21 protein-coding genes and 1 tRNA gene are annotated in these 18,330 nt (G+C 71.7%); 11 read left to right on the top strand and 11 right to left on the bottom strand.

Translation table 11 applies throughout. The annotated features are described in order from the left end of the window. Positions 1-38: 38 nt before the first annotated feature. Positions 39-950 carry an ornithine carbamoyltransferase gene (locus tag OG965_RS06285; protein ID WP_371656857.1) on the bottom strand — a complete coding sequence of 304 codons (912 nt, stop codon included), beginning with the start codon at positions 948-950 and terminating at the stop codon, positions 39-41. A 206-nt stretch (positions 951-1,156) separates the two neighbouring features. Between OG965_RS06285 and OG965_RS06280 the strand changes: the two genes are divergently transcribed. Together OG965_RS06280 and OG965_RS06275 are read left to right on the top strand one after the other, a co-directional pair. Further along, entirely contained in the window at positions 1,157-2,098 is a 942-nt protein-coding gene (locus OG965_RS06280; protein WP_371649982.1) for an acetyl-CoA carboxylase biotin carboxylase subunit family protein, read from the top strand. Between the two features lie 92 nt (positions 2,099-2,190). After that, positions 2,191-2,727, top strand: a complete 537-nt coding sequence (locus OG965_RS06275; RefSeq protein ID WP_371649980.1) for a GNAT family N-acetyltransferase — start codon at positions 2,191-2,193, stop codon at positions 2,725-2,727. Between the two features lie 28 nt (positions 2,728-2,755). Here OG965_RS06275 and OG965_RS06270 read toward each other — a convergent pair whose 3' ends face one another. Both OG965_RS06270 and OG965_RS06265 read right to left on the bottom strand, forming a co-directional pair. Beyond that, positions 2,756-2,878 carry a hypothetical protein gene (locus OG965_RS06270; RefSeq protein WP_371649978.1) on the bottom strand — a complete coding sequence of 41 codons (123 nt, stop codon included), beginning with the start codon at positions 2,876-2,878 and terminating at the stop codon, positions 2,756-2,758. 46 nt (positions 2,879-2,924) lie between these two features. Beyond that, positions 2,925-3,635 carry an NAD(P)-dependent oxidoreductase gene (locus OG965_RS06265; protein WP_371649976.1) on the bottom strand — a complete coding sequence of 237 codons (711 nt, stop codon included), beginning with the start codon at positions 3,633-3,635 and terminating at the stop codon, positions 2,925-2,927. 62 nt (positions 3,636-3,697) lie between these two features. Between OG965_RS06265 and OG965_RS06260 the strand changes: the two genes are divergently transcribed. Next, positions 3,698-4,081: a winged helix-turn-helix transcriptional regulator gene (locus tag OG965_RS06260; RefSeq protein WP_371649974.1), complete on the top strand. Its 384-nt coding sequence runs from the start codon at positions 3,698-3,700 to the stop codon at positions 4,079-4,081. 90 nt (positions 4,082-4,171) lie between these two features. Here the strand turns inward: OG965_RS06260 and OG965_RS06255 are convergent, their stop codons facing one another. Then, complete coding sequence (locus tag OG965_RS06255; protein ID WP_371649972.1) at positions 4,172-4,636, bottom strand: hypothetical protein; 465 nt, start codon at positions 4,634-4,636, stop codon at positions 4,172-4,174. 200 nt (positions 4,637-4,836) lie between these two features. After that, on the bottom strand, positions 4,837-5,202 hold the full coding sequence (locus tag OG965_RS06250) for a winged helix-turn-helix transcriptional regulator (RefSeq protein ID WP_371649970.1): 366 nt from the start codon (positions 5,200-5,202) through the stop codon (positions 4,837-4,839). Positions 5,203-5,361: 159 nt separating this feature from the next. Between OG965_RS06250 and OG965_RS06245 the strand changes: the two genes are divergently transcribed. Then, positions 5,362-6,336 carry an NADP-dependent oxidoreductase gene (locus OG965_RS06245; RefSeq protein ID WP_371649968.1) on the top strand — a complete coding sequence of 325 codons (975 nt, stop codon included), beginning with the start codon at positions 5,362-5,364 and terminating at the stop codon, positions 6,334-6,336. A gap of 33 nt (positions 6,337-6,369) precedes the next feature. Here OG965_RS06245 and OG965_RS06240 read toward each other — a convergent pair whose 3' ends face one another. Then, positions 6,370-7,170, bottom strand: a complete 801-nt coding sequence (locus tag OG965_RS06240) for a maleate cis-trans isomerase (RefSeq protein WP_371649967.1) — start codon at positions 7,168-7,170, stop codon at positions 6,370-6,372. A 342-nt stretch (positions 7,171-7,512) separates the two neighbouring features. On the opposite strand from OG965_RS06240, the gene OG965_RS06235 reads away from it, so the two are divergent. The 4 genes from OG965_RS06235 to OG965_RS06220 all read left to right on the top strand — a co-directional run bounded on the left by OG965_RS06235 (position 7,513) and on the right by OG965_RS06220 (position 12,850). Further along, positions 7,513-9,480, top strand: a complete 1,968-nt coding sequence (locus OG965_RS06235) for an FAD/NAD(P)-binding protein (protein ID WP_371649965.1) — start codon at positions 7,513-7,515, stop codon at positions 9,478-9,480. Then, positions 9,477-10,883, top strand: coding sequence for an adenylosuccinate lyase family protein (locus OG965_RS06230; protein WP_371649963.1), 1,407 nt, complete (start codon positions 9,477-9,479; stop codon positions 10,881-10,883). Before OG965_RS06235 ends, OG965_RS06230 begins: the two co-directional genes overlap by 4 nt. Before the next feature lie 114 nt (positions 10,884-10,997). Continuing rightward, on the top strand, positions 10,998-11,912 hold the full coding sequence (locus tag OG965_RS06225; protein ID WP_371649961.1) for a hypothetical protein: 915 nt from the start codon (positions 10,998-11,000) through the stop codon (positions 11,910-11,912). 182 nt (positions 11,913-12,094) lie between these two features. Then, positions 12,095-12,850, top strand: coding sequence for a dienelactone hydrolase family protein (locus OG965_RS06220; protein ID WP_371649959.1), 756 nt, complete (start codon positions 12,095-12,097; stop codon positions 12,848-12,850). 62 nt (positions 12,851-12,912) lie between these two features. Here the strand turns inward: OG965_RS06220 and OG965_RS06215 are convergent. Beyond that, positions 12,913-12,986 (bottom strand) — tRNA-Met (locus OG965_RS06215). A 157-nt stretch (positions 12,987-13,143) separates the two neighbouring features. Continuing rightward, positions 13,144-15,009, bottom strand: coding sequence for an alpha-L-fucosidase (locus tag OG965_RS06210; protein WP_371649957.1), 1,866 nt, complete (start codon positions 15,007-15,009; stop codon positions 13,144-13,146). A 158-nt stretch (positions 15,010-15,167) separates the two neighbouring features. Between OG965_RS06210 and OG965_RS06205 the strand changes: the two genes are divergently transcribed. After that, positions 15,168-15,770: a phosphoribosylanthranilate isomerase gene (locus tag OG965_RS06205; RefSeq protein WP_371649954.1), complete on the top strand. Its 603-nt coding sequence runs from the start codon at positions 15,168-15,170 to the stop codon at positions 15,768-15,770. A gap of 17 nt (positions 15,771-15,787) precedes the next feature. On the opposite strand, the gene OG965_RS06200 is transcribed toward OG965_RS06205, so the two are convergent. Further along, a complete protein-coding gene (locus OG965_RS06200) occupies positions 15,788-16,096 on the bottom strand; it encodes a putative quinol monooxygenase (protein WP_371649952.1) in 309 nt (102 codons plus the stop codon). Positions 16,097-16,199: 103 nt separating this feature from the next. Here OG965_RS06200 and OG965_RS06195 point away from each other — a divergent pair, with 103 nt between their 5' ends. Together OG965_RS06195 and OG965_RS06190 are read left to right on the top strand one after the other, a co-directional pair. Then, positions 16,200-16,886, top strand: a complete 687-nt coding sequence (locus OG965_RS06195) for a pyridoxal 5'-phosphate synthase (protein WP_371649950.1) — start codon at positions 16,200-16,202, stop codon at positions 16,884-16,886. Between the two features lie 97 nt (positions 16,887-16,983). Then, positions 16,984-17,184 (top strand): antitoxin, encoded by a 201-nt coding sequence (locus OG965_RS06190; RefSeq protein ID WP_371649948.1) that lies wholly within the window; start codon positions 16,984-16,986, stop codon positions 17,182-17,184. Positions 17,185-17,242: 58 nt separating this feature from the next. Here the strand turns inward: OG965_RS06190 and OG965_RS06185 are convergent, their stop codons facing one another. Together OG965_RS06185 and gcvH are read right to left on the bottom strand one after the other, a co-directional pair. Next, on the bottom strand, positions 17,243-17,803 hold the full coding sequence (locus tag OG965_RS06185; protein WP_371649946.1) for a CchlQ: 561 nt from the start codon (positions 17,801-17,803) through the stop codon (positions 17,243-17,245). Between the two features lie 31 nt (positions 17,804-17,834). Further along, complete coding sequence (gene gcvH, locus OG965_RS06180) at positions 17,835-18,218, bottom strand: glycine cleavage system protein GcvH (RefSeq protein WP_371649944.1); 384 nt, start codon at positions 18,216-18,218, stop codon at positions 17,835-17,837. Positions 18,219-18,330: the final 112 nt, after the last annotated feature.

The following is an 18,330-nucleotide window of genomic DNA, read 5'->3' as shown; positions in this document are numbered from 1 at the left end:
CGGGATCCCTGGAAGCGCGCTGTGGAAAAGGGAGTCGGTCAGCGCCGTCCGGCGCACCACTCCAGAACGGCCATCGCCGCGTACATCTTGTTCTCCGCCTGATCGAAGGCGAGGCTGTGCGGCCCGTCGAGGACCTCGGCCGTGACGTCCTCGCCGCGGTGCGCCGGGAGGTCGTGCAGGAACACGGCGTCCGGGCTGCTGTCCCACAGGGCGGTGGTGACCTGGAAGGGCGCGAAGATCCGGCGCCAGTCGGGGTCCGGCTTGCTGGTGCCGGTCGTCTGCCAGCGCGTCGTGTAGATGACGTCGAAGCCCTGCGGGCGGCTGTCCATGGAGTGCAGCTCCACCACGCTCGCCCCGCAGGCGGCGGCGTTGGCGGCCGCGCGCTTGAGGGTGGTGGGATCCAGACCGTAGCCGGGGGGCGTCCGCAGCTCCAGGTGGACGCCCTTGAAGCGGCTCAGCGTCAGCGCCAGCGCGGCCGCCGTGTTGTTGCCCTCGCCGATGTAGCAGATCCGCAGGTCCTCGATCCGGCCGAAGCGGCACAGGATCGTGGTCAGGTCGGCGATCGCCTGGGTGGGGTGCTCGTCGGCGGTCATCGCGTTGACCACGGCCATGCGCGGCTGCGCGGCGAAGGTGCGCAGGTCGGCCGGGTCTCCGGCGGAGCGCACCACCAGGATGTCGAGCATCCGCGACAGGACCTCGGCGGTGTCCTCCAGCGTCTCGCCGGTGTTGGTCTGGAGGTCGTCGGGCCCAAAGGAGATGATCTTCGCGCCGAGCCGCAGGGCGGCGGCGGAGAACGACGTACGGGTCCGTGTGGAGGTCTTGAGGAAGAGGATGCCGACGACCAGGTCGGTCAGCTGCTCACCGGAGCGGACCGATCCGTTCGAGAACTCCGCGCCCCGCTCGACGAGGGCTCTGAGGTCGGCGTCGGTCAGGTCGTTCGTGGAAATCAGATGCCGTACGGCACCGGTGCCGGTCCCGTCCGTCGCACTCGGACGTGGTTCGCGGCCGGCTTCGGTACTCAACGTGCACTCTCCTCGCTTCGAACCCTTCGACGCGCCAGGACCGGCACCAAGGCTCTCACGCCCTGCGTGAAGTGGCGTACAGACCTTGACAGTTGATATCGCTACGGAAAAGATCACCGAGGAGAGGGGTTGCCGTGACGGAACACGTGTTGGTGTTCGGCGTCGGGTACGACATACCGGCCCGCATGCGCGCGTTCGGCGAGACGGCCGGACGGAAGGTCACCACGTCCGTCATGTGCTGGCCCGAACACCTCGCGAAGACGGACGACACCGAGGAGCACGGCCGGATCGTCGTCCTGAGCCCCGACGCCTCCGACGAGGAGTGGATCGCGATGGCCCGGGCCATCGACGCCGTCGAGCCGGTGACCCGGATCGGTTCCTTCTACGACGACTGCCGCCCGCAGGCGGCCCTCGTCGCCGAGGTCCTCGGGCTCGACACGCACACCCCCGAGATCGTCGAACTCGTCATGAACAAGTACGCGATGAGGCAGCGGCTCGCGGGGGCCGGTGTCGAGGCCACGGCCTGCGCCGTCGTCGCCGGGCCCGCCGAGGCGGAGTCGGCACTGGAACGCGCCGGCGGTACGGGACCCGACCCGCGGGCCACCGTAGAGGAGTTCCTCGTGGGCGCCCAGTACGGCGTGGAGGCCTTCTCGGAGCGGGGCGAGCACGTGGTCGTCGCCGTCACCCGCAAGCACTCCGACGCCGTCGGCCCGGTCGAGCCGGGCCGAGTGGTGCCCGCTCCGCTGGAGCCCGAGCGGACAGAGGCCGTCACCCGGCACGTCATCGCCACGCTGGACGCCCTGGGCGTCGAGTTCGGGCCCACCCACACCGAGGTCATCCTCACCGAGCACGGGCCGCGCGTCATCGAGACGCGTCTGCGCACCGGCGGCGACGAAATCCGGAACATGGTGACCGACGTGACCGGTGTGGACCTGATCGAGTCGCAACTCCAGCAGATCCTCGGCGAGAAGGTGCTGCCCGGAATCCGCGCCACGCTCGACGACCCGGACCGGACCGGCCGCAGCGAAGCCATCTGGTTTGCGGGCGCACCCACCGCCCACGGCGAACTCCCGTAGCGTGCAAGGAGTTCCCGGCAGGGGTCACATCAGGCCACACCCGTTGGACAATTCGCTTGCGGCGCGCCATACCTGGTGATATCCCACCGGGTATGGAATGCCTCGTGACAGCACGGCTCGTACTCCACCCGATGAGCGTCGAGGAAGCCGTGGCGCTGACTTCGGACGAGCCGGGCGGGAACGCGCGCTGGGCGCCCGGATACCCCACCGAAGCCGACACCGCGGGGGCCCGGCGCTACCTTGAGACCTGCGAGAGCGCCGGAGACCCGCAGCCGTTCGGGACGTACGAGATCCGTCGCCGCGAGGACGGCCGCGCCATCGGCGGCCTCGGCTTCCACGGCGCTCCCGACCTCGACGGCACCGTCACCATCGGCTACGGCCTGGTGCCGGCGGTCCAGGGAAACGGATACGCCACCGAAGCCCTGCGCGCCCTGCTGCTGTTCGCCCGTGCCGAGGGCATCACCCGCGTCAAGGGCGACACGTCCCACGACAACATCGCTTCCCAGCGGGTGATGACCGCGGCGGGCATGAGCCTTGTCGCGCAGGACGAGCGGCTGAAGTACTACGCGGTGGAGTGGGCGGAGGAGTGGATGGGGGAGTGTGCGGAGGAGTGGACGGACGGGCTGTGAGGCGACGCCCGCGCTCGCCCGCGGGGGATCAGCCCTTGAGCACCCTCCGTACCACCTCGGCGAACTCCTCGGGCTGCCCGAGGAAGCCGCCGTGGTCGCCGAAGCGGACGCCGTTGGCGATGTCCCGAGGTGAGGGCTCGAACGCAGGCACGACGCCACCCTCACCGCCCCACGACGATCACGGCAAGGGAGTTCCCTCAGTCCGCCACGGCCAGCTGCACCCGGGTGTGCCCCGGCGCGTCGATCTCGTCCAGCACGGCGAGCGCCAGGTCGGGGTGCGAGATGTGCCCCGGGCCGTCGAGGACCGTGCCGACCGCCGTGCGGTACCGGCCGGTGCGCGGGCCCTCGGCGTCCAGGTCGAGGGGCGGCACCACCATCAGCCAGTCGAGCTGGGGCCCCGCCGCGCTCAGCGTCGCGAACTCGGCAACGTGCCCCTGCGAGAACACCCGGTACTGCTCGGGGAACTCCGGCGCGTCCATGATCCGTACACCCGGCGCCGTCTCCAGCGTCGTGGCGATGCCCAGCACCACGAGCCGGCCCACCCCGGCCGCCGCGAGGCCGCCGGTCATGGCCTCGGCGGCGGAGACGAAGTACTCCTCGGAGGGCACGTCGAGCCGCACCGAGGCGTTCACGGCCGCGTCGTGGCCGACCGCCGCGGCGGCCACCGAGGCGGCGTCGGTGGCGTCGCCGCGTACGACGGTCACGGCGTCGGAGCCGAGGCCGGGATACTTCGCGGGGTCGCGCACGACGGCCGTCACCAAGTGGCCGCGTGCCACCGCCTCGGCCACCACGGCCCGGCCCACCCGCCCTCCCGCGCCGAAAACGGCGATGCGCTTGGGGGAGTCGGCGGATTCGGTGGAGCGGGCGGGGTTCACGGAGGGCGCGGAATTCGCGTTCGTCGAGGTCATGACGGGAACGTTAGGACGGGCACCCCTGGTTACCGCAAAGGTACTGGGCTAGCGTCGGCCCCATGAGCGACCGCCCCACCTCCGCACCCCTGCCCGCCGACCTCTTCGACCGCCCCGACTGCGCGGGCGGTCTGGTGCCCTTCCGCGTCGGCGACAAGTGGACCGGTGTGGTCCTGCGCTGTCTGGAGGACGGCCCGCGCAGGTTCTCCGAACTGCGGGTGCCACTGCACTGGATCACCGCGAAGGTGCTGACCGAGACCCTGCGCGCGATGGAGCGGGACGGCTTCCTCACCCGTACCGCGTACGACGAGAACCCGCCCCGTGTCGAGTACGAACTCACCGCGCTCGGACGCTCGTTGATCGATCCCCTCAATGCCACGTGCGAGTGGTCCCGGGCGCATCTGACCGAGGTCACGGATGCCCGCGAGCAGTACACGGGCCGGTAGCGGACGTCAGGGAACGTACGCCGGCGAGGCCGGGCCCGCGCGTGCCCGGCCTGCCGGATGCAGGTGATCAGTGGTTGCCGCGACGGGTCGTCAGTGGTTGGTGCCCGACGCCCATACGGCCCGGCTGCCGTCGTAGACGACTACGTTGCCGTCGTCCTGGACGACGAGGCGCGAGCCCGGGTGGCCGTCGGTGTTGGAGGCCCACACCGGGCGGTTGGAGCGGGTGTAGACGACGAAGTTGCCGTCCGTCTGCAAGCGGGCGGTCCAGCCCCGGCCGACGGTGTTCGAGGCCCAGCGGGCCCGGTTGAACTCGTCGTAGATGACGAGGTTGCCGTCGGACTGCATGATCAGCCGAGCCGTGTTCGAGCTCACCGACTGGTTGTGGTTGAGGGTGAACGGCGCATACCGCGTCTGGTTCGAAGCCACGCGCGCCGCCGCCGACTTGGCGGTGGTGGGCGACGGGGTGTGGTGCGACGGTGTCGCGCTCGCCTGCCCGACGAGGGCCATGGTGGCGAGGGTGGCGGTGGCCAGAAGTGTGGTGACTCTCTTCCCCACGAGAAAACTCCTTGGGTCAGGTAGTTCATCCATGGGCGCCCGGTCCGGGCGCCGCACTCGGACTCTGACACCACGGCCGCACCGGAAGGGCCCCCTCCGGGCCCGGGTGACGTGTTTCCTGTCCCTCTTCGACCTGAAACGACAGGACCAAACGTCAGGGTTGTACCAGCCGAGTGATCCCTACACGAGTCACCTCTGGTTCACTGCCCGGAGTAGAGCAGATCCACGTTCCGCTCCGCCCAGTCGCGCATGTGCGCCAGCGGCTCGGCGGCGCTGTGGCCGAGCTCGGTGAGGGCGTACTCGACGTGCGGGGGCACGGCGGGGTAGACCGTGCGGGAGACCAGCCCCGCCTCCTCCAGGCGGCGCAGGGTCTGGGTGAGGACCTTGGGGCTGACGCCCTGGAGCACGCGCTGCATCGCCCCGAACCGTACGGGACCGTCCTCCATGGCCCCTATGGCCAGCGCGCTCCACTTGTTGGCCAGGAGTTCCAGCAGGTTCCGGCAGGGGCACAGGGCCGCGTAGACGTCGTGCTTGTCGTGACTGCCGGTGGTGCAGTTCCTGCTCATGGGCGGTTCCTCGGCGATTCCTCCGCGCGGGGGAGCGCGGTCGAGTGGACACTATCCAAAAGATAGTAGGTGCCCTTGCAGGTTACTACTACCCCTCCCATAGCTTGGCCGCATCGTTCACCGCGCGGGCGCAGCCGCCCCGCATTCGAGGAGTCACCCATGTCTCACACCACCCCCACGATGCGCGCCGTCACCCAGTCCGCCTTCGGCGGCCCCGAGGTCCTCCGGGTCACCGAGGCGCCGCGCCCCGTCCCGCTGCCGACGGAGGTCCTGGTGCGGGTCGTCTCCGCCGGGGTCAACCCGGTCGACGTGAAGACGCGGGAGGGCCACGGGATGGCGGGCGTCCTCGGGGAGCCGCCGTTCGTCCTCGGGTGGGACGTCGCCGGAGTGGTCGAGGAGCTCGGCTTCGGCGTGCACACCCTGGAGGTGGGGGACGAGGTGTACGGCATGCCGTGGTTCCCCCGCGCCGCCGGCGGCTACGCCGAGTACGTCACCGCTCCCGCCCGGCAGTTCGCCCGCAAGCCCGCGTCCCTGAACCACGACGAGGCCGCGGCCGTCCCGCTCGCCGCGCTCACCGCCTGGCAGATCCTGGTGGACACCGCCGATGTGCGCCCGGGGCAGCGCGTGCTCGTCCACGCCGCCGCGGGTGGCGTCGGTCACTTCGCCGTCCGGATCGCCAAGCACCTCGGGGCCCACGTCATCGCCACCGCCAGCGCGGGCAAGCACGCCTGGCTGCGGGAGCTCGGCGCCGACGAGGTCGTCGACTACACCGCCACCCGCTTCGAGAAGGAGCTGTCCGGCGTCGACGTGGTCGTCGACCTCGTGGGTGACGAGATCGACAGCACCAGCACGCGCTCCCTCGCCGTGCTGCGCCCGGGAGGCCTGCTCGTCGCCGTCCCCTCCGGTGTGTCGGACGAGCTCGCCGCGAAGGCCGCCGCGGCCGACGTGCGGGCCAGGCCGTTCCTGGTGGAGCCGGACGGTACGGCCCTGACCACCCTGGCCGGTCTGATCGACGCCGGCGCGATCAAGGTCGAGGTGGCGGCGGTGCTGCCGCTGGAGCAGGCCGCCGAGGCCCACCGCCGGCAGGCCTCGGGCCGCACCCGGGGCAAGATCGTCCTGCGGGTGGCCGAGTGATGCGGGAGCGGTAGGGGCGGTGCGGCCCCGGTGTCACGGCGCCCCGCCCCCGGCCGGGGGCGGGGCGGCCGGCGTGAACAGCCGGCCGTACCCCGTGATCGCGGCGGTGTCGCTCCGGGCGGCGCGCAGCACCGCCCACAGCAGGACCTGATTGGCGGTCAGTACGGGCCGCCCGAGGGTTGCTTCGAGGTTCTCCACCATCCCCACGGCCCGGAAGCCGTTGCCTCCCACGACGACGGCCTCCGCCTCCTCGGGGACGTGGCCGGCCGCCCAGTCGTGCAGCTCGCCCGGCCGGATGAGGGCCTGCCCGCTGGGGAGGTCGCAGGGGGCGGAGAACCGTACGTCGAATCCGGCGGCCTCGTAGTAGGCCCGGCCGAGGTCGTTGAGCGCGGTGTCGAACCACGGCGGATCGACCAGGCAGATCCGGGTGGCGCCCACGGCGTGCAGGGCCTCCACCGTCGAGGCGCAGGTGGCGACCACCGGGAGGCCGTGGGCGCGGGCGGAGAGGCGGGTGAGCATCGCCGCCTCCTCGTCCGCGCCGATGACGTACGCGGAGCTGGTGAACGCGTAGGCGAGGGCCGCCACGGGCGCGGCGGCGAGCTGCGCGGCGGCCTCGTCGACGTACGGAGGCTCGGCGAAGGCCCGCACGGGGGCGAGCGGGATCGTGGAATCCATGGCTCCGCCCCGGCGCATGGCTCCGAACGGCACCCGGGCGGCGTGCACGCCCACGTCGGGCGGAGCCATCGCGCGGAACTCCGACTCGGGGCCCACATCGGCGTGCGGGGTGAGTACACCGATGCGTACCCGTACGTCCCAGCCATCAGGTCGCCACATCGCTCTCGCACCTCCACGCGGACGGCTCCTCTGCGGACTGGTTGCTTCCGCTTGTCCATCGTGCGTGCTCGACGTCGCCCGCGCGACACGCCGACGCCATCCGGGTGCGCCGGCGCGACCACTGTGACCTGCGCTTCCTCGCTCCCCGGCGAGTTGAGCGGCGCACGACCAACACCTGTGCACGATGCCGCAGTTGATCGGTGTCCGTGGATCGAACGACCTCACCATGGCTATCTTCCCGATGTGAGGAACGACAACCAGCAGCCAACCGCCCCTTTCCCCCGGAAGTCGTTCCGTACCGCCCCCGGGACCGCTCGGTCACGACAACAGGAGAGTGTTGGTATGAGGAGTGGCGTTCCCAGGACGCTGTGCATAGTCGGCGCCGGACCGCGAGGACTCTCGGTGCTGGAGCGGCTGTGTGCCAACGAGCGTGCGCAGCCGACACACTCCGCGGTGACCGTGCACGTCGTCGAGCCGTGCGAGCCCGGTGCCGGTGCGGTGTGGCGCACCGACCAGTCCCGTCTGCTGCTGATGAACACGGTGGCGTCCCAGATCACGGTCCACACCGATGCCAGCTCGTGCATCGACGGGCCCATCGAGCCCGGCCCGACCCTGGAGGAGTGGGCCAGGGAGGTCGCCGCGTCCGGCGGGCGTGCCGGTCACGACGAGCAGACGCTCGCCGAGGCCCGCGACCTGGGGCCGAACACGTACCCCACCCGCGCGTTCTACGGCAGTTACCTCTCCGCGATGTTCCAGCAGGTCGTCCGGCGCGCCCCCGCGCACGTCACGATCGAGGTCCACCGCTCGCGCGCCGTCGCCCTGACGGACAGCCACGGAGAGGCCGACTGCGAGCAGGCCGTCGGCCTCTTGGACGGCACCTGGCTCAGCGGTCTGGACGCCGTCGTCCTCGCCCAGGGCCACGTCCCGGTGCGGCCGACCGCCCACGAGGAGCGGACCGCCAGCCTCGCCCGGGTGCACGGCCTGCGCTACCTCCAGCCCGCGAACCCCGCCGACCTCGACCTGAGCGGGGTCAAGGCGGGCGAGCCGGTCCTGCTGCGGGGCCTCGGCCTCAACTTCTTCGACCACATGACCCTGCTCACCCAGGGGCGCGGCGGTTCCTTCGAGCGCGTCGACGGCCGCCTGGTGTACCGGCCCTCGGGCCAGGAGCCGGTGATGTACGCCACGTCCCGCCGAGGCGTTCCGTACCACGCACGCGGTGAGAACGAGAAGGGCGCCTCGGAGCGCTACTACCCCCGCCTGCTCACCCCCGAGCACGTCGAGACCCTGCGCAAGCGGGCCGACGACGGCGAACGGATCGGTCTGCGCGACGAGTTGTGGCCGCTGATCACCCGAGAGGTGGAGAGCGTCTACTACGGCACCTGGCTCACCGCCCACGGCCGCGACGCCGAGCGCACGGACCTGGTGGACCGCTTCCTGGCCTGCGAGAGCGCCGAGGACCGGAGCGGGCTGCTCGACGCGGCCGGCATACCCGAGGCGGAGCGCTGGAGCTGGGAGCGGCTTTCGCGCCCGTACGGAGGCCAGGAGTTCGGCGACCGGGCCGCGTTCCGCGACTGGCTGCTCCAGTATCTGCGCGACGACGTGCGCGAGGCCAAGCACGGCAACCTCAGCGGCCCGCTCAAGTCCGCCCTCGACGTCCTGCGCGACCTGCGCAACGAGATCCGGCTCGCGGTCGACCACAGCGGTCTGCACGGCGACTCGCACCGCGACGAACTCGACGGCTGGTACACGCCGTTGAACGCCTTCCTCTCCATCGGCCCGCCCACTTCACGCATCGAGGAGATGATCGCGCTCATCGAGGCGGGCATCCTCGAACTCACCGGCCCTCAGACCGAGATACGCATCGACACGGTCAACCCCGCCTTCGTCGCCCAGTCCCGGGCCGTACCGGGACCGCCCCTGCGGGCCCACGTACTGATCGAGGCGCGGCTGCCCGAGTCGGATCTGCGGCGCGCCGCCGACCCGCTGCTCCAGCACCTGGTCGCCACCGGGCAGGCCGTGAACCACCGGGTGCCCAACGCGGGCGGGGCCGGGTACGAGACCGGCGGCCTCGCCGTCGCCGAGCGCCCCTACCGCGTCCGCGACGCCCGGGGCCGGGCGCACCCGCGCCGGTTCGCCTACGGTGTGCCCACGGAGGCCGTGCACTGGGTGACCGCGGCCGGGATCCGGCCGGGGGTGGACTCGGTGACCCTGGCCGACTCCGACGCCATCGCCCGTGCGGTGCTGGCACTCGCACCCCGCCCCACCACCTCGGTCGCCGCCCCCGACCGGCTGCAAGGAGCACTCGTATGACCGGCCGCCCCGACAGCCTGCTCGACTCCGGCCTGCTCTCGCCGGTCCGCGTCGGCACTCCCGTCGAGGAGGCCGTCGGCGACCTGGCGTGGCTTCAGGGGATGCTCGACGCCGAGGCCGCCCTCGCCCGGGCGCAGGCGCGGCTCGGCACCCTGCCGCAGCGGGTCGCCGAGGTCATCGGCGCACAGGCCCGCGCCGAGCACCTCGACCTGAGGGAGCTTGCGCTGGCCGCGCGGGAGACCGCCAACCCGGTCGTCGGCCTGGTGCAGGCGTTCAGCCGGCGCGTCGCCGCCGTGGACCCGGCGGCAGCCGAATACGTGCACCGCGGCTCCACCAGCCAGGACATCTTCGACACCGGCGCGATGCTCGTCGCCCAGCGGGCGCTGCGGCTGATGCGCGCCGACCTCGCCAGGTCCGCCGACGCCCTGGCCGCTCTCGCCCGGCGGCACCGCGACACCACCATGGCGGGCCGCACCCTGGCCCTGCACGCCGTCCCCACCACGTTCGGGCTGAAGGCGGCGGGCTGGCGCAAGCTGCTGCTCGACGCCGACCTGCGCCTGGAGCGCGTCCTGGACGGAGGGCTGCCCGTCTCCCTCGGCGGGGCGGCGGGAACGCTCGCCGGATACCTGGAGTACGCACGGCTCGACGGTGACGGCTCACTGGACCCGGACGAGTACGCGGCACGGCTCACCGACACGTTCGCGCGGGAGACGGGTCTCGCCACGGCCGAACTGCCCTGGCACACCCTGCGTACGCCCATCGCCGACCTCGCCGCCGCCCTCGCCTTCACGGCCGCCGCCCTCGGCAAGATCGCGGTGGATGTGCAGTCGCTGACCCGCACCGAGGTCGCGGAGGTCGCGGAGCCCGCGGTCACCGGGCGCGGCAGCTCCTCGGCCATGCCGCACAAGCGCAACCCGGTCCTGGCGACGCTGCTGCGCAGCGCGGCCCTCCAGGTGCCCGTCCTGGCCGCTGGCGTCACCCAGTGCATGCTCTCCGAGGACGAGCGCTCCGCCGGGGCCTGGCATGCGGAGTGGCAGCTGTTGCGCGAGTGCCTGCGGCTGACCGGCGGCGCCACCCACACCCTGGTCGAACTGGCCGAGGGGCTCGAAGTGCGGCCGGAGCGGATGGCCGAGAACCTGGCGCTGACCGGCGGCCAGATCGTCTCCGAGCGCATCGCCGCCGTACTGGCGCCCAGGCTCGGCAAGGCCGAGGCCAAGCAGGCGCTCACCCGGGCCTCGCACACCGCACAGCGGTCCGGCCGCCCGCTCGGGGACGTGCTCGCCGAGTCCGAGGAGCTGCGCGGCCACTTCACCGCCGGGGAACTGGCCGAGCTGTGCGACCCGGCCCGGTACACGGGCGGGGCGGCGGCCCTCGTGGACCGGGCGGTGGGCAAGCCGCACTGATCACCCCGCCGGTCCGGGGATACGCCGATCGGCCCTGCCGTCTGCGTGGCTGACGATCACTCAGCACCGAAGGTGCTGCCCTGTGACAGGGGGTCACGCGACGACAGGAGATTCATGCGTACCGCACTGCTGCGCAACGGGGTGAGGACGGCGGCCGCCGCCCTGGCCTTCACCACCGCCCTCGCCGGCGCCACCACGGCCGACGCCACCGTCCGCGGGGACTACGGCGGCCACGGCCGCCACCCCGTAGAGGTGTCGATCGGGGCCTCGGGCATTCACGCACCGGACACCGCACAGGCCGGTCTGGTCGCCTTCCATGTGAAGACCGACGACCCGAACGGCCGTTCTCTCCAGGCCTTGCGGCCGCACCGCGGTGTCACCATGCGCAAGGTGCTCGCCGACCTGACCAAGGCCATCAGCAGAAACCCCGCCACTGCCGCGCGGGGCATCTCCGCGGTGCGTGACGAGGTGGACGCGCTCGGTGGCGCCCAGGTCACCCCGGCTGTGTCGGAGACCTTCACCACCCCGATCGGCGCGGGCCCCGTCGTCCTCCTGGACTTCACCGCCTTCCTGGCCGACCCGGCCCATCCGGTCACCCGCACGCTGAACCTGCGCGGGAGCAGGCGCGGCGGCGCGTCCGAGGACCTCGCGGCCTTCCCCGACAGCATCGTGATCACCCGCGAGACGTCGGCCGGACCCCGCTTCGATGTCAACGGCCTGCACAAGGCCGCGGACAACGTCCTGGTCCACAACTCCTCGGACGAGCTCCATGAGATGGCGCTCCAGCCGGTCAAGCGCGGCACCACCGACGCCCAGATCCAGGCGTTCTTCGGCGGCAACGGCTCCGGGACGCCGCCGTTCACCGGCCCCTCCCTCGGCCTCGGCGCCGTCTCCCCGGGCCGCACCGCGCTGCTGGAGACCCACCACCTGCCCCCGGGCACGTATGCGCTGCTCTGCTTCGTACCGGACGACAAGACGGGGCGTCCGCACGTCGCCGAGGGCATGCACAAGGTCGTAGTGCTGACCTGACGGCGTCGAGGGTGGGCCGTCGGCCAAATCCGGCCTGTCAGGCCGGATTTGGCCGGAACGCGCCGAGCCTCTGACCGGTCCAACCGGTGCGGAACGGCAACAAAAGGATCTTCACGTTCGGACGATTGTGACAGGCTGTTGGTCTGTCACATGTGCAAGAACGAACGAGAAGAGAGACGTTCATGACCACAGTGCTCGGAACCTCCGTGGACATCCCCACGCAGGACGGCACCGCCGACGCCTATCTCGTCCACCCCGACGACAACTCCCCGCACCCCGCGGTCCTGTTCTACATGGACGCCTTCGGGCTCCGCCCCCACCTCAAGGGGATGGCCGACCGCATCGCGGCGGCCGGTTACACCGTCCTGGTCCCCAATGTGTTCTACCGCGTCGGGCGGGCGCCGATCGTCGAGCTGCCGGACTTCATCGACCCCCAGCAGCGGCCGGACCTCTTCGACGTCATCGGCCCGCACATATTCGCCCTCACCTCCGAGCTGGTCGTGCGTGACGCCGACGCGTATCTGCGCTGGCTGGCCGACTCCCCGCTGGCCACGGACGGACCGGTGGGCGTCACGGGCTACTGCATGGGCGCGGGCCTGGCCCTGCGCACCGCCGGATCGTTCCCCGAGCGGGTCGCGGCGGCGGCCGGTTTCCACGGCGGCCGCATGGCGACCGACGCCCCGGACAGCCCCCACCTGCTCGCCGAACACATCACCGCGGAGCTGTACTTCGGCCACGCCGACCAGGACGAGGGCATGCCCCCCGAGCAGATCGACCGCCTGAACAAGGCCCTCTCGGCAGCCGGGGTCCGCCACGAGGCCGAGGTCTACGCGGGCGCCCAGCACGGTTACACCCAGGCCGACACCGCCGCGTACAACGCCGAAGGTGACGCCCGTCACTGGGAAGCCCTGCTCGCCCTGCTGAACCGCACGCTCTGACGGCGCGCGCGTACACAAAGGAAGAGGCCCGCATCCCAGGGGATGCGGGCCTCTTCGTACAGTAGCGGGGACAGGATTTGAACCTGCGACCTCTGGGTTATGAGCCCAGCGAGCTACCGAGCTGCTCCACCCCGCGTCGGTAAACACAACTGTACGGCACTCCAGGCATCCCGTTGACCAGCCGTCCCCGTCACCCCACCTCGCGCGCGGAGCGTGAGTCAGCGGCGGAAATCCTTGAGCGAACCGCCCGGGGCCGCCACCGGGATGAGCCGGGCGGCCGCCCCGGGCGGGGCTCAGCTCGCGTACAGCTGGGACGCCGGGACAACCTGCTGGTCCTGGCCCGGGCTGGACCACAGGAGCTTCATATGCGCCTCCCCGGTCTGCTCCGCGTAGTCGATCCTGATCGTGTGACGCCTGCCCGCGGTGAGGCCGACGCCGGCCTTGTCGACGCGCGGCCCGTGCGGCGACCAGGAGTCGATCACGAGCTTGCCGTCGATCCAGACGCGCGCCATGTCGTCCGAGACGGTGGTGAGCGTGTACGTCTCGGAGCGGCGCGGCTCGATCGTGCCGGTCCACCGGACGCTGAACCAGTCCGCCGGGACCGCCTTGTCGGGCGAACCGCCGAACCTCCAGGCGTGGTTCACGGTGGGATCGGTGCGGGTGACCTTCGGGGCGCCGCTGAGGTCACCGTTGTCGAAGATCTCCTCCTTGAGTCCATGGCCGGTCCCGGCGGGGGAGGTGGGGCCGGGGTTCACGGTCAGCTCGATGACCGTGGCGACGGCGTTGGTCGCGGCGCCCGACGGCCTGATGTCGAACCCGTCACCGGCCTTGGTGACCCGCACCTGCTGGCCGCTGCCCAGTACCCGCGCCGCCTTCACATCGAAGGCCGTACGCGCCTTCAGATGCAGGGCCGCGCCGCTCGACGGCCACTGGGTGACCGCCGCGTACAGCTTGTCGCCCTTGCGGCTGACCGCCCCCCAGGCGGGCTCCTCGACCAGGCCGCCGTAGCGTGCGCCGTAGACGGCCTCGCCCTGACCCGAGGCGCGCAGCCAGTCGCCCATCTGCCGCAGGCGGTCGACGGAGGGCTGCGGGATGCGGCCGTGGGCGTCGGGGCCGACGTTCAGGAGGTAGTTGCCGCTGCGGGAGGTGGTGGCGAGAAGGTTGCGCACCAGCGTCGTACTGGACTTCCAGTTCTGGTCGTAACGGGCGTACCCCCAGTGGTCGTTGAGCGTCATGCACGACTCCCAGAGCTGGCCGTCGACCGGCGCGGCGGGAATCTCCTGCTCGGGGGTGCCGTAGTCGCCGTCGACGACGCGGCGCTTGCCGACCCGGTTGTTGACGACGAGGTCCGGGCTCAGGCCGTGCAGATAGGACTCCAGGCGTTCGCCGTCCCGCTCGGTCCACGGGTTGTGGGGGTTCTCGGTCGACCACTCGCCGTCGAACCACAGCAGGTCGGGGTGGTAGCCGTCGACGAGCTCCCTGAGCTGCGCGTACATGCGCTGCTCGTACTTGGGGAAGGTCGCAGGGTTCGCGAAGTCCGGGTCGTGCCAGTCCCAGATCGAGTAGTAGAAGCCGAGCTTGATGCCCGCCTCGGTGGTGGCCCGCTTGAGTTCCGCGAGGATGTCGCGGTTCTTGTCGAAGGCCGAATGGTCGCGCAGGTTCCAGGAGTTGACCTTGGTGGGCCACATCGCATAGCCCTCGTGGTGCTTGGACGTGATGACGATGTAGCGCATCCCGGCGTCCTTGGCCGCCTTGACGACGGCCTTGGCGTCGAAGTCGGCGGGGTTGAAGGTCGCGGCCTGTTTCTCGTACGCGTCCATGGGGATGCCGCACTCCCGCTTGATCCACTCGGCGTTGCGGCAGACGCTGCCGTCGGGGCGACGGTATTCGCCCTCCCAGTTGGAGTACGAGCCGAAGTGGATGAACATGCCGAAGCGGTCCTGGCGGAACCAGTTGGTGCGGGCGGAGGTGAACGGGTCGTCGGTGGCGTAGTCCGTACCGGGGCCCGCGACCTGGCCGGTCCGTGCGGCCGGGGCGGCGGCGAGCGGATCCGCCGCGCTCGCGGCAGCGGCGGGAGCCACCGAGGCTCCCAGGGCGGAGGCGAGGAACACGGCGAGCCCGGCGACTGTGCGCCCGGTGCGACTGAGCGAGGTGTGCATGGGGCGACTCCCTGGTGTGAGGGTTCGCCCGGGAACGTAGGGACGAATACATCGGATGTCAATGCGTCCAACGCCCTTGAGTTGGCGGCAACTTGGTCCACACCTTGCGTAATTGGCCGCCAGTGGTCCGATGACTATGGGTTTGGTTGACTGAGGGCATGAGCGATCTCTTCGTCAAGATCTGCGGTCTGCGGACCGAGCGCCATGTGGACGCGGCCGTCGAGGCCGGGGCCGACGCGGTGGGTTTCGTCTTCGCGGTCAGCCCGCGCACGGTGGACACCGAAACCGCCCGGCGGCTGGCCCGGCGGGTTCCGGAGCACGTCCTCACGGTCGGTGTCTTCCGGGGCCAGTCGGTGGACGAGGTCCGGCGGCTGACGCAGGAGAGCGGCATCCGTGCCGTCCAGCTCCACGGCGACGAGGGACCGGAGTACTACGAGGCCCTGCGCGCGCCGGGCCGCACCCTGATCCGGGCCACCGCCGCCACCGGGGTCCCCGTCCGCTGCGGCGAGCTGGACGAGGACATGCTGCTGCTCGACGCCCCCGACCCGGGCTCGGGCAAGCCGTGGAACTGGGCCTCGCCCGGGTTCACCGCCCCTGCGGGCCGCTGGCTGCTCGCGGGAGGCCTGCACCCGGACAACGTCCGCCGGGCGGTCGAGACCACCGGCGCGTGGGGTGTGGACGTCTCCAGCGGTGTGGAGAGCGAACGCGGGGTGAAGTCGGAGCGGCTGATCCGGGCGTTCGTGGCGGCGGCGCGCGGGTAGGCCCCCCGGGGAGGGGCCTACTGGATGACGCCCTTGAGGGGGTCACCGGACGGGAAGGCGTCGAGGACCCACACGTCGGCGGGAGCGCCCAGGAGTCCCTCCACCCTCGCACGGGTCCGCGCGAAGGTGGGCGTGGCGGAGTGGACCGCGAGGTCCTCGCCGGTGGTCCAGCGCTCGACGACGAAGATCGACGTCTGGTCGGTGTGCAGGGCGAACAGCTCGCACCCCGGTTCCTCGTGGACGTGCGGAACGGCTTCCGCGTACACGTCCAACACCTCTTGCAGACGGCCGGGCTTGGGGTGGACGCGGGCGATGACGACGGGCATGGGTCCGACCCTATCGCGGCGTCGGGCGGCATGCGGGGTGGGCCCTCCCCCCTGTCCGAGTAGGGTCGATTCCGGACGGGGCGCGTCGGGGCAGGGAGAGGCGATGAGCACGGCAGAGGGAGCGGGGCGGCCGAGGGACGTACGGGCGTGGCTGCGCGGCCTGGAGGTGTTCGCCGGACCGCTGGCCGCCTTCGATCCGGGCGCGGCCCCGGGCGAGCCGGTCGCACTGTTCCTGGACTGGCTGACGGAGGCCGTCGAGGCCGGACTGCCCGACCCGCACTCCATGACCGTCTCGACCGTCGACGAGCACGGGGACCCCTGGGCCCGGGTGCTGATCCTGAAGAACGTGGACGCCGACGGCTGGCAGTTCGCCGCGCACGCCGACAGCCCCAAGGGGCGGCAGCTGGCCGCGCACCCCAGCGCGGCCCTGACGTTCTACTGGCCCGCCCTGGGGCGCCAGGTACGGATACGGGGCCCGGTGGTCCTGGAGCCCGCCGAGCGCGGGGCGACGGACTACCTGTCCCGTTCGGCATCGGCCCGTGCGGAGGCGCTGGTGGGACGGCAGAGCCGGCACCTGGACAGCGCCTCCGAGCGCGACCGGGTCATCGCGGAGGCACTGGCCCGGGTGGAGCGGGAGCCGGGCCTGGTGGCCGAGGCGTGGAACCTGTACACCGTCGCCCCGCTCACGGTGGAGTTCTGGCAGGCGGACGAGAGCCGCGTCCACACCCGGCTCCGCTACGAGCGCGAGGCCGCCGGCGCGCCCTGGGAGCGGCACCTGCTGTGGCCCTGAGCCGGGGCCCGGCGGCACCCCGCGAGCCCGCCCGGATGCGGAGTGGCGGGGGAAGGGGTGATCCTGGGTGCGGGGGCTGTTCCTAGGAGGACTCGACATGTCCGTGATGGACAAGCTCAAGCAAATGCTCAAGGGGCACGAGGACCAGGCCGGCCAGGGCATCGACAAGGCCGGTGACTTCGTCGACGAAAAGACCCAGGGCAAGTACAGCAGCCAGGTCGACACGGCCCAGGACAAGCTCAAGGAGCAGCTGGGGTCGGACCGCCGTGAGGAGCGCGGGGAAGGCCCGCCCATGTGAACCACTTGGGCATACGGGCCGTCGGCCGCGGCACCTGCCGGGGCCGACGGCCCGTCGCTCAGGCTCCCGCGACCGCCGCGGCCGATCCTGCCTCCCGGCACACGGGGCAGCGGTCCTTCCCGTCCCACCTGGCCCATCCGAAGGCCGCGGGCGTAAGGGACTGACCCTCCAACTCCTCGCGCACGGCGACCCGGTAGGCCCACACCGCCGCGATGTAGGGGTGGTACGCCTCGTGGAACACACGTGAATCCGCCCCGGCGCCGGTGGCCACCGCCCTGCGCAGCGCGCGGAGTTGCTCGAACATGCCCTGCCCGGCGCCGGCGACGCCCGTGCTGGCCTCGATGAACAGCCGCTCGCGCACCTCCTGGATCCCGCCCTCGCGAAGCGCCACCCGCGTGGCCGCCTCCAAGTCGGGCTCCTCACCGGGCGTCTGCGCGAGGTGGCGCAACCGCGTGAAGCACGCCTCGGCGGCGGTGATGAACTCCAGATACACCGCCCGCCGCCGCGCCCCGACCCCGCGCTCGCCCTCACGGCGATGGCGCAGATAGTCGGCCAGCACGGTCCCGGAAATCGCGATCGAACCACCACTGAACGTCGCGACGAGCGTGCCCCAGTCCACCTTTGCCTCCCCACCGGTCCTGCGGCCGCGCTCAGCCCCCGACAGCCGCCTGGTACTGCTCCGCCGTGAGGAGGTCGTCCGTCGGCTCGCCCTGGGCCGGGGTCAGCTTGAAGAGCCAGACGCCGTACGGGTCGGTGTTGACCGTTTGCGGGGTGGCGACGGCGTCCGCGTTGGTGGCGACGATCTCACCGGCGAGCGGCGCGTAGATGTCGTTCGCCGCCTTCACCGATTCCACCGTGCCGACGGCCTCCTTGCGGGAAACGGTCTTTCCGGCGGCGGGCAGTTCCAGGAACTCGATGTCGCCCAGGGCCTGGCGTGCGTAGTCGGTGAGGCCCACCGCGAGAACGCCGTCGCCCTCGTCCCGGACCCACTGGTGGAACAGGGTGTAGCGCAGGTCGGCGGGAATCTTCGACATGCTCGGCTCCATTCGGCACACATGGCACACGTACGTACCGTCCACGGCGGACGATCACTGGAGCAGCTTGCCTGTCCGGCGGCCGGTCGGAGACGGTTTTTGGACAGCGGGG

Origin of the sequence: Streptomyces sp. NBC_00224 (assembly GCF_041435195.1) — a bacterium.
In the GTDB taxonomy this organism is placed as follows: domain Bacteria; phylum Actinomycetota; class Actinomycetes; order Streptomycetales; family Streptomycetaceae; genus Streptomyces.
Note: the sequence above shows the minus strand (reverse complement) of the source record. Positions and strands in the feature narration are given on the sequence as shown.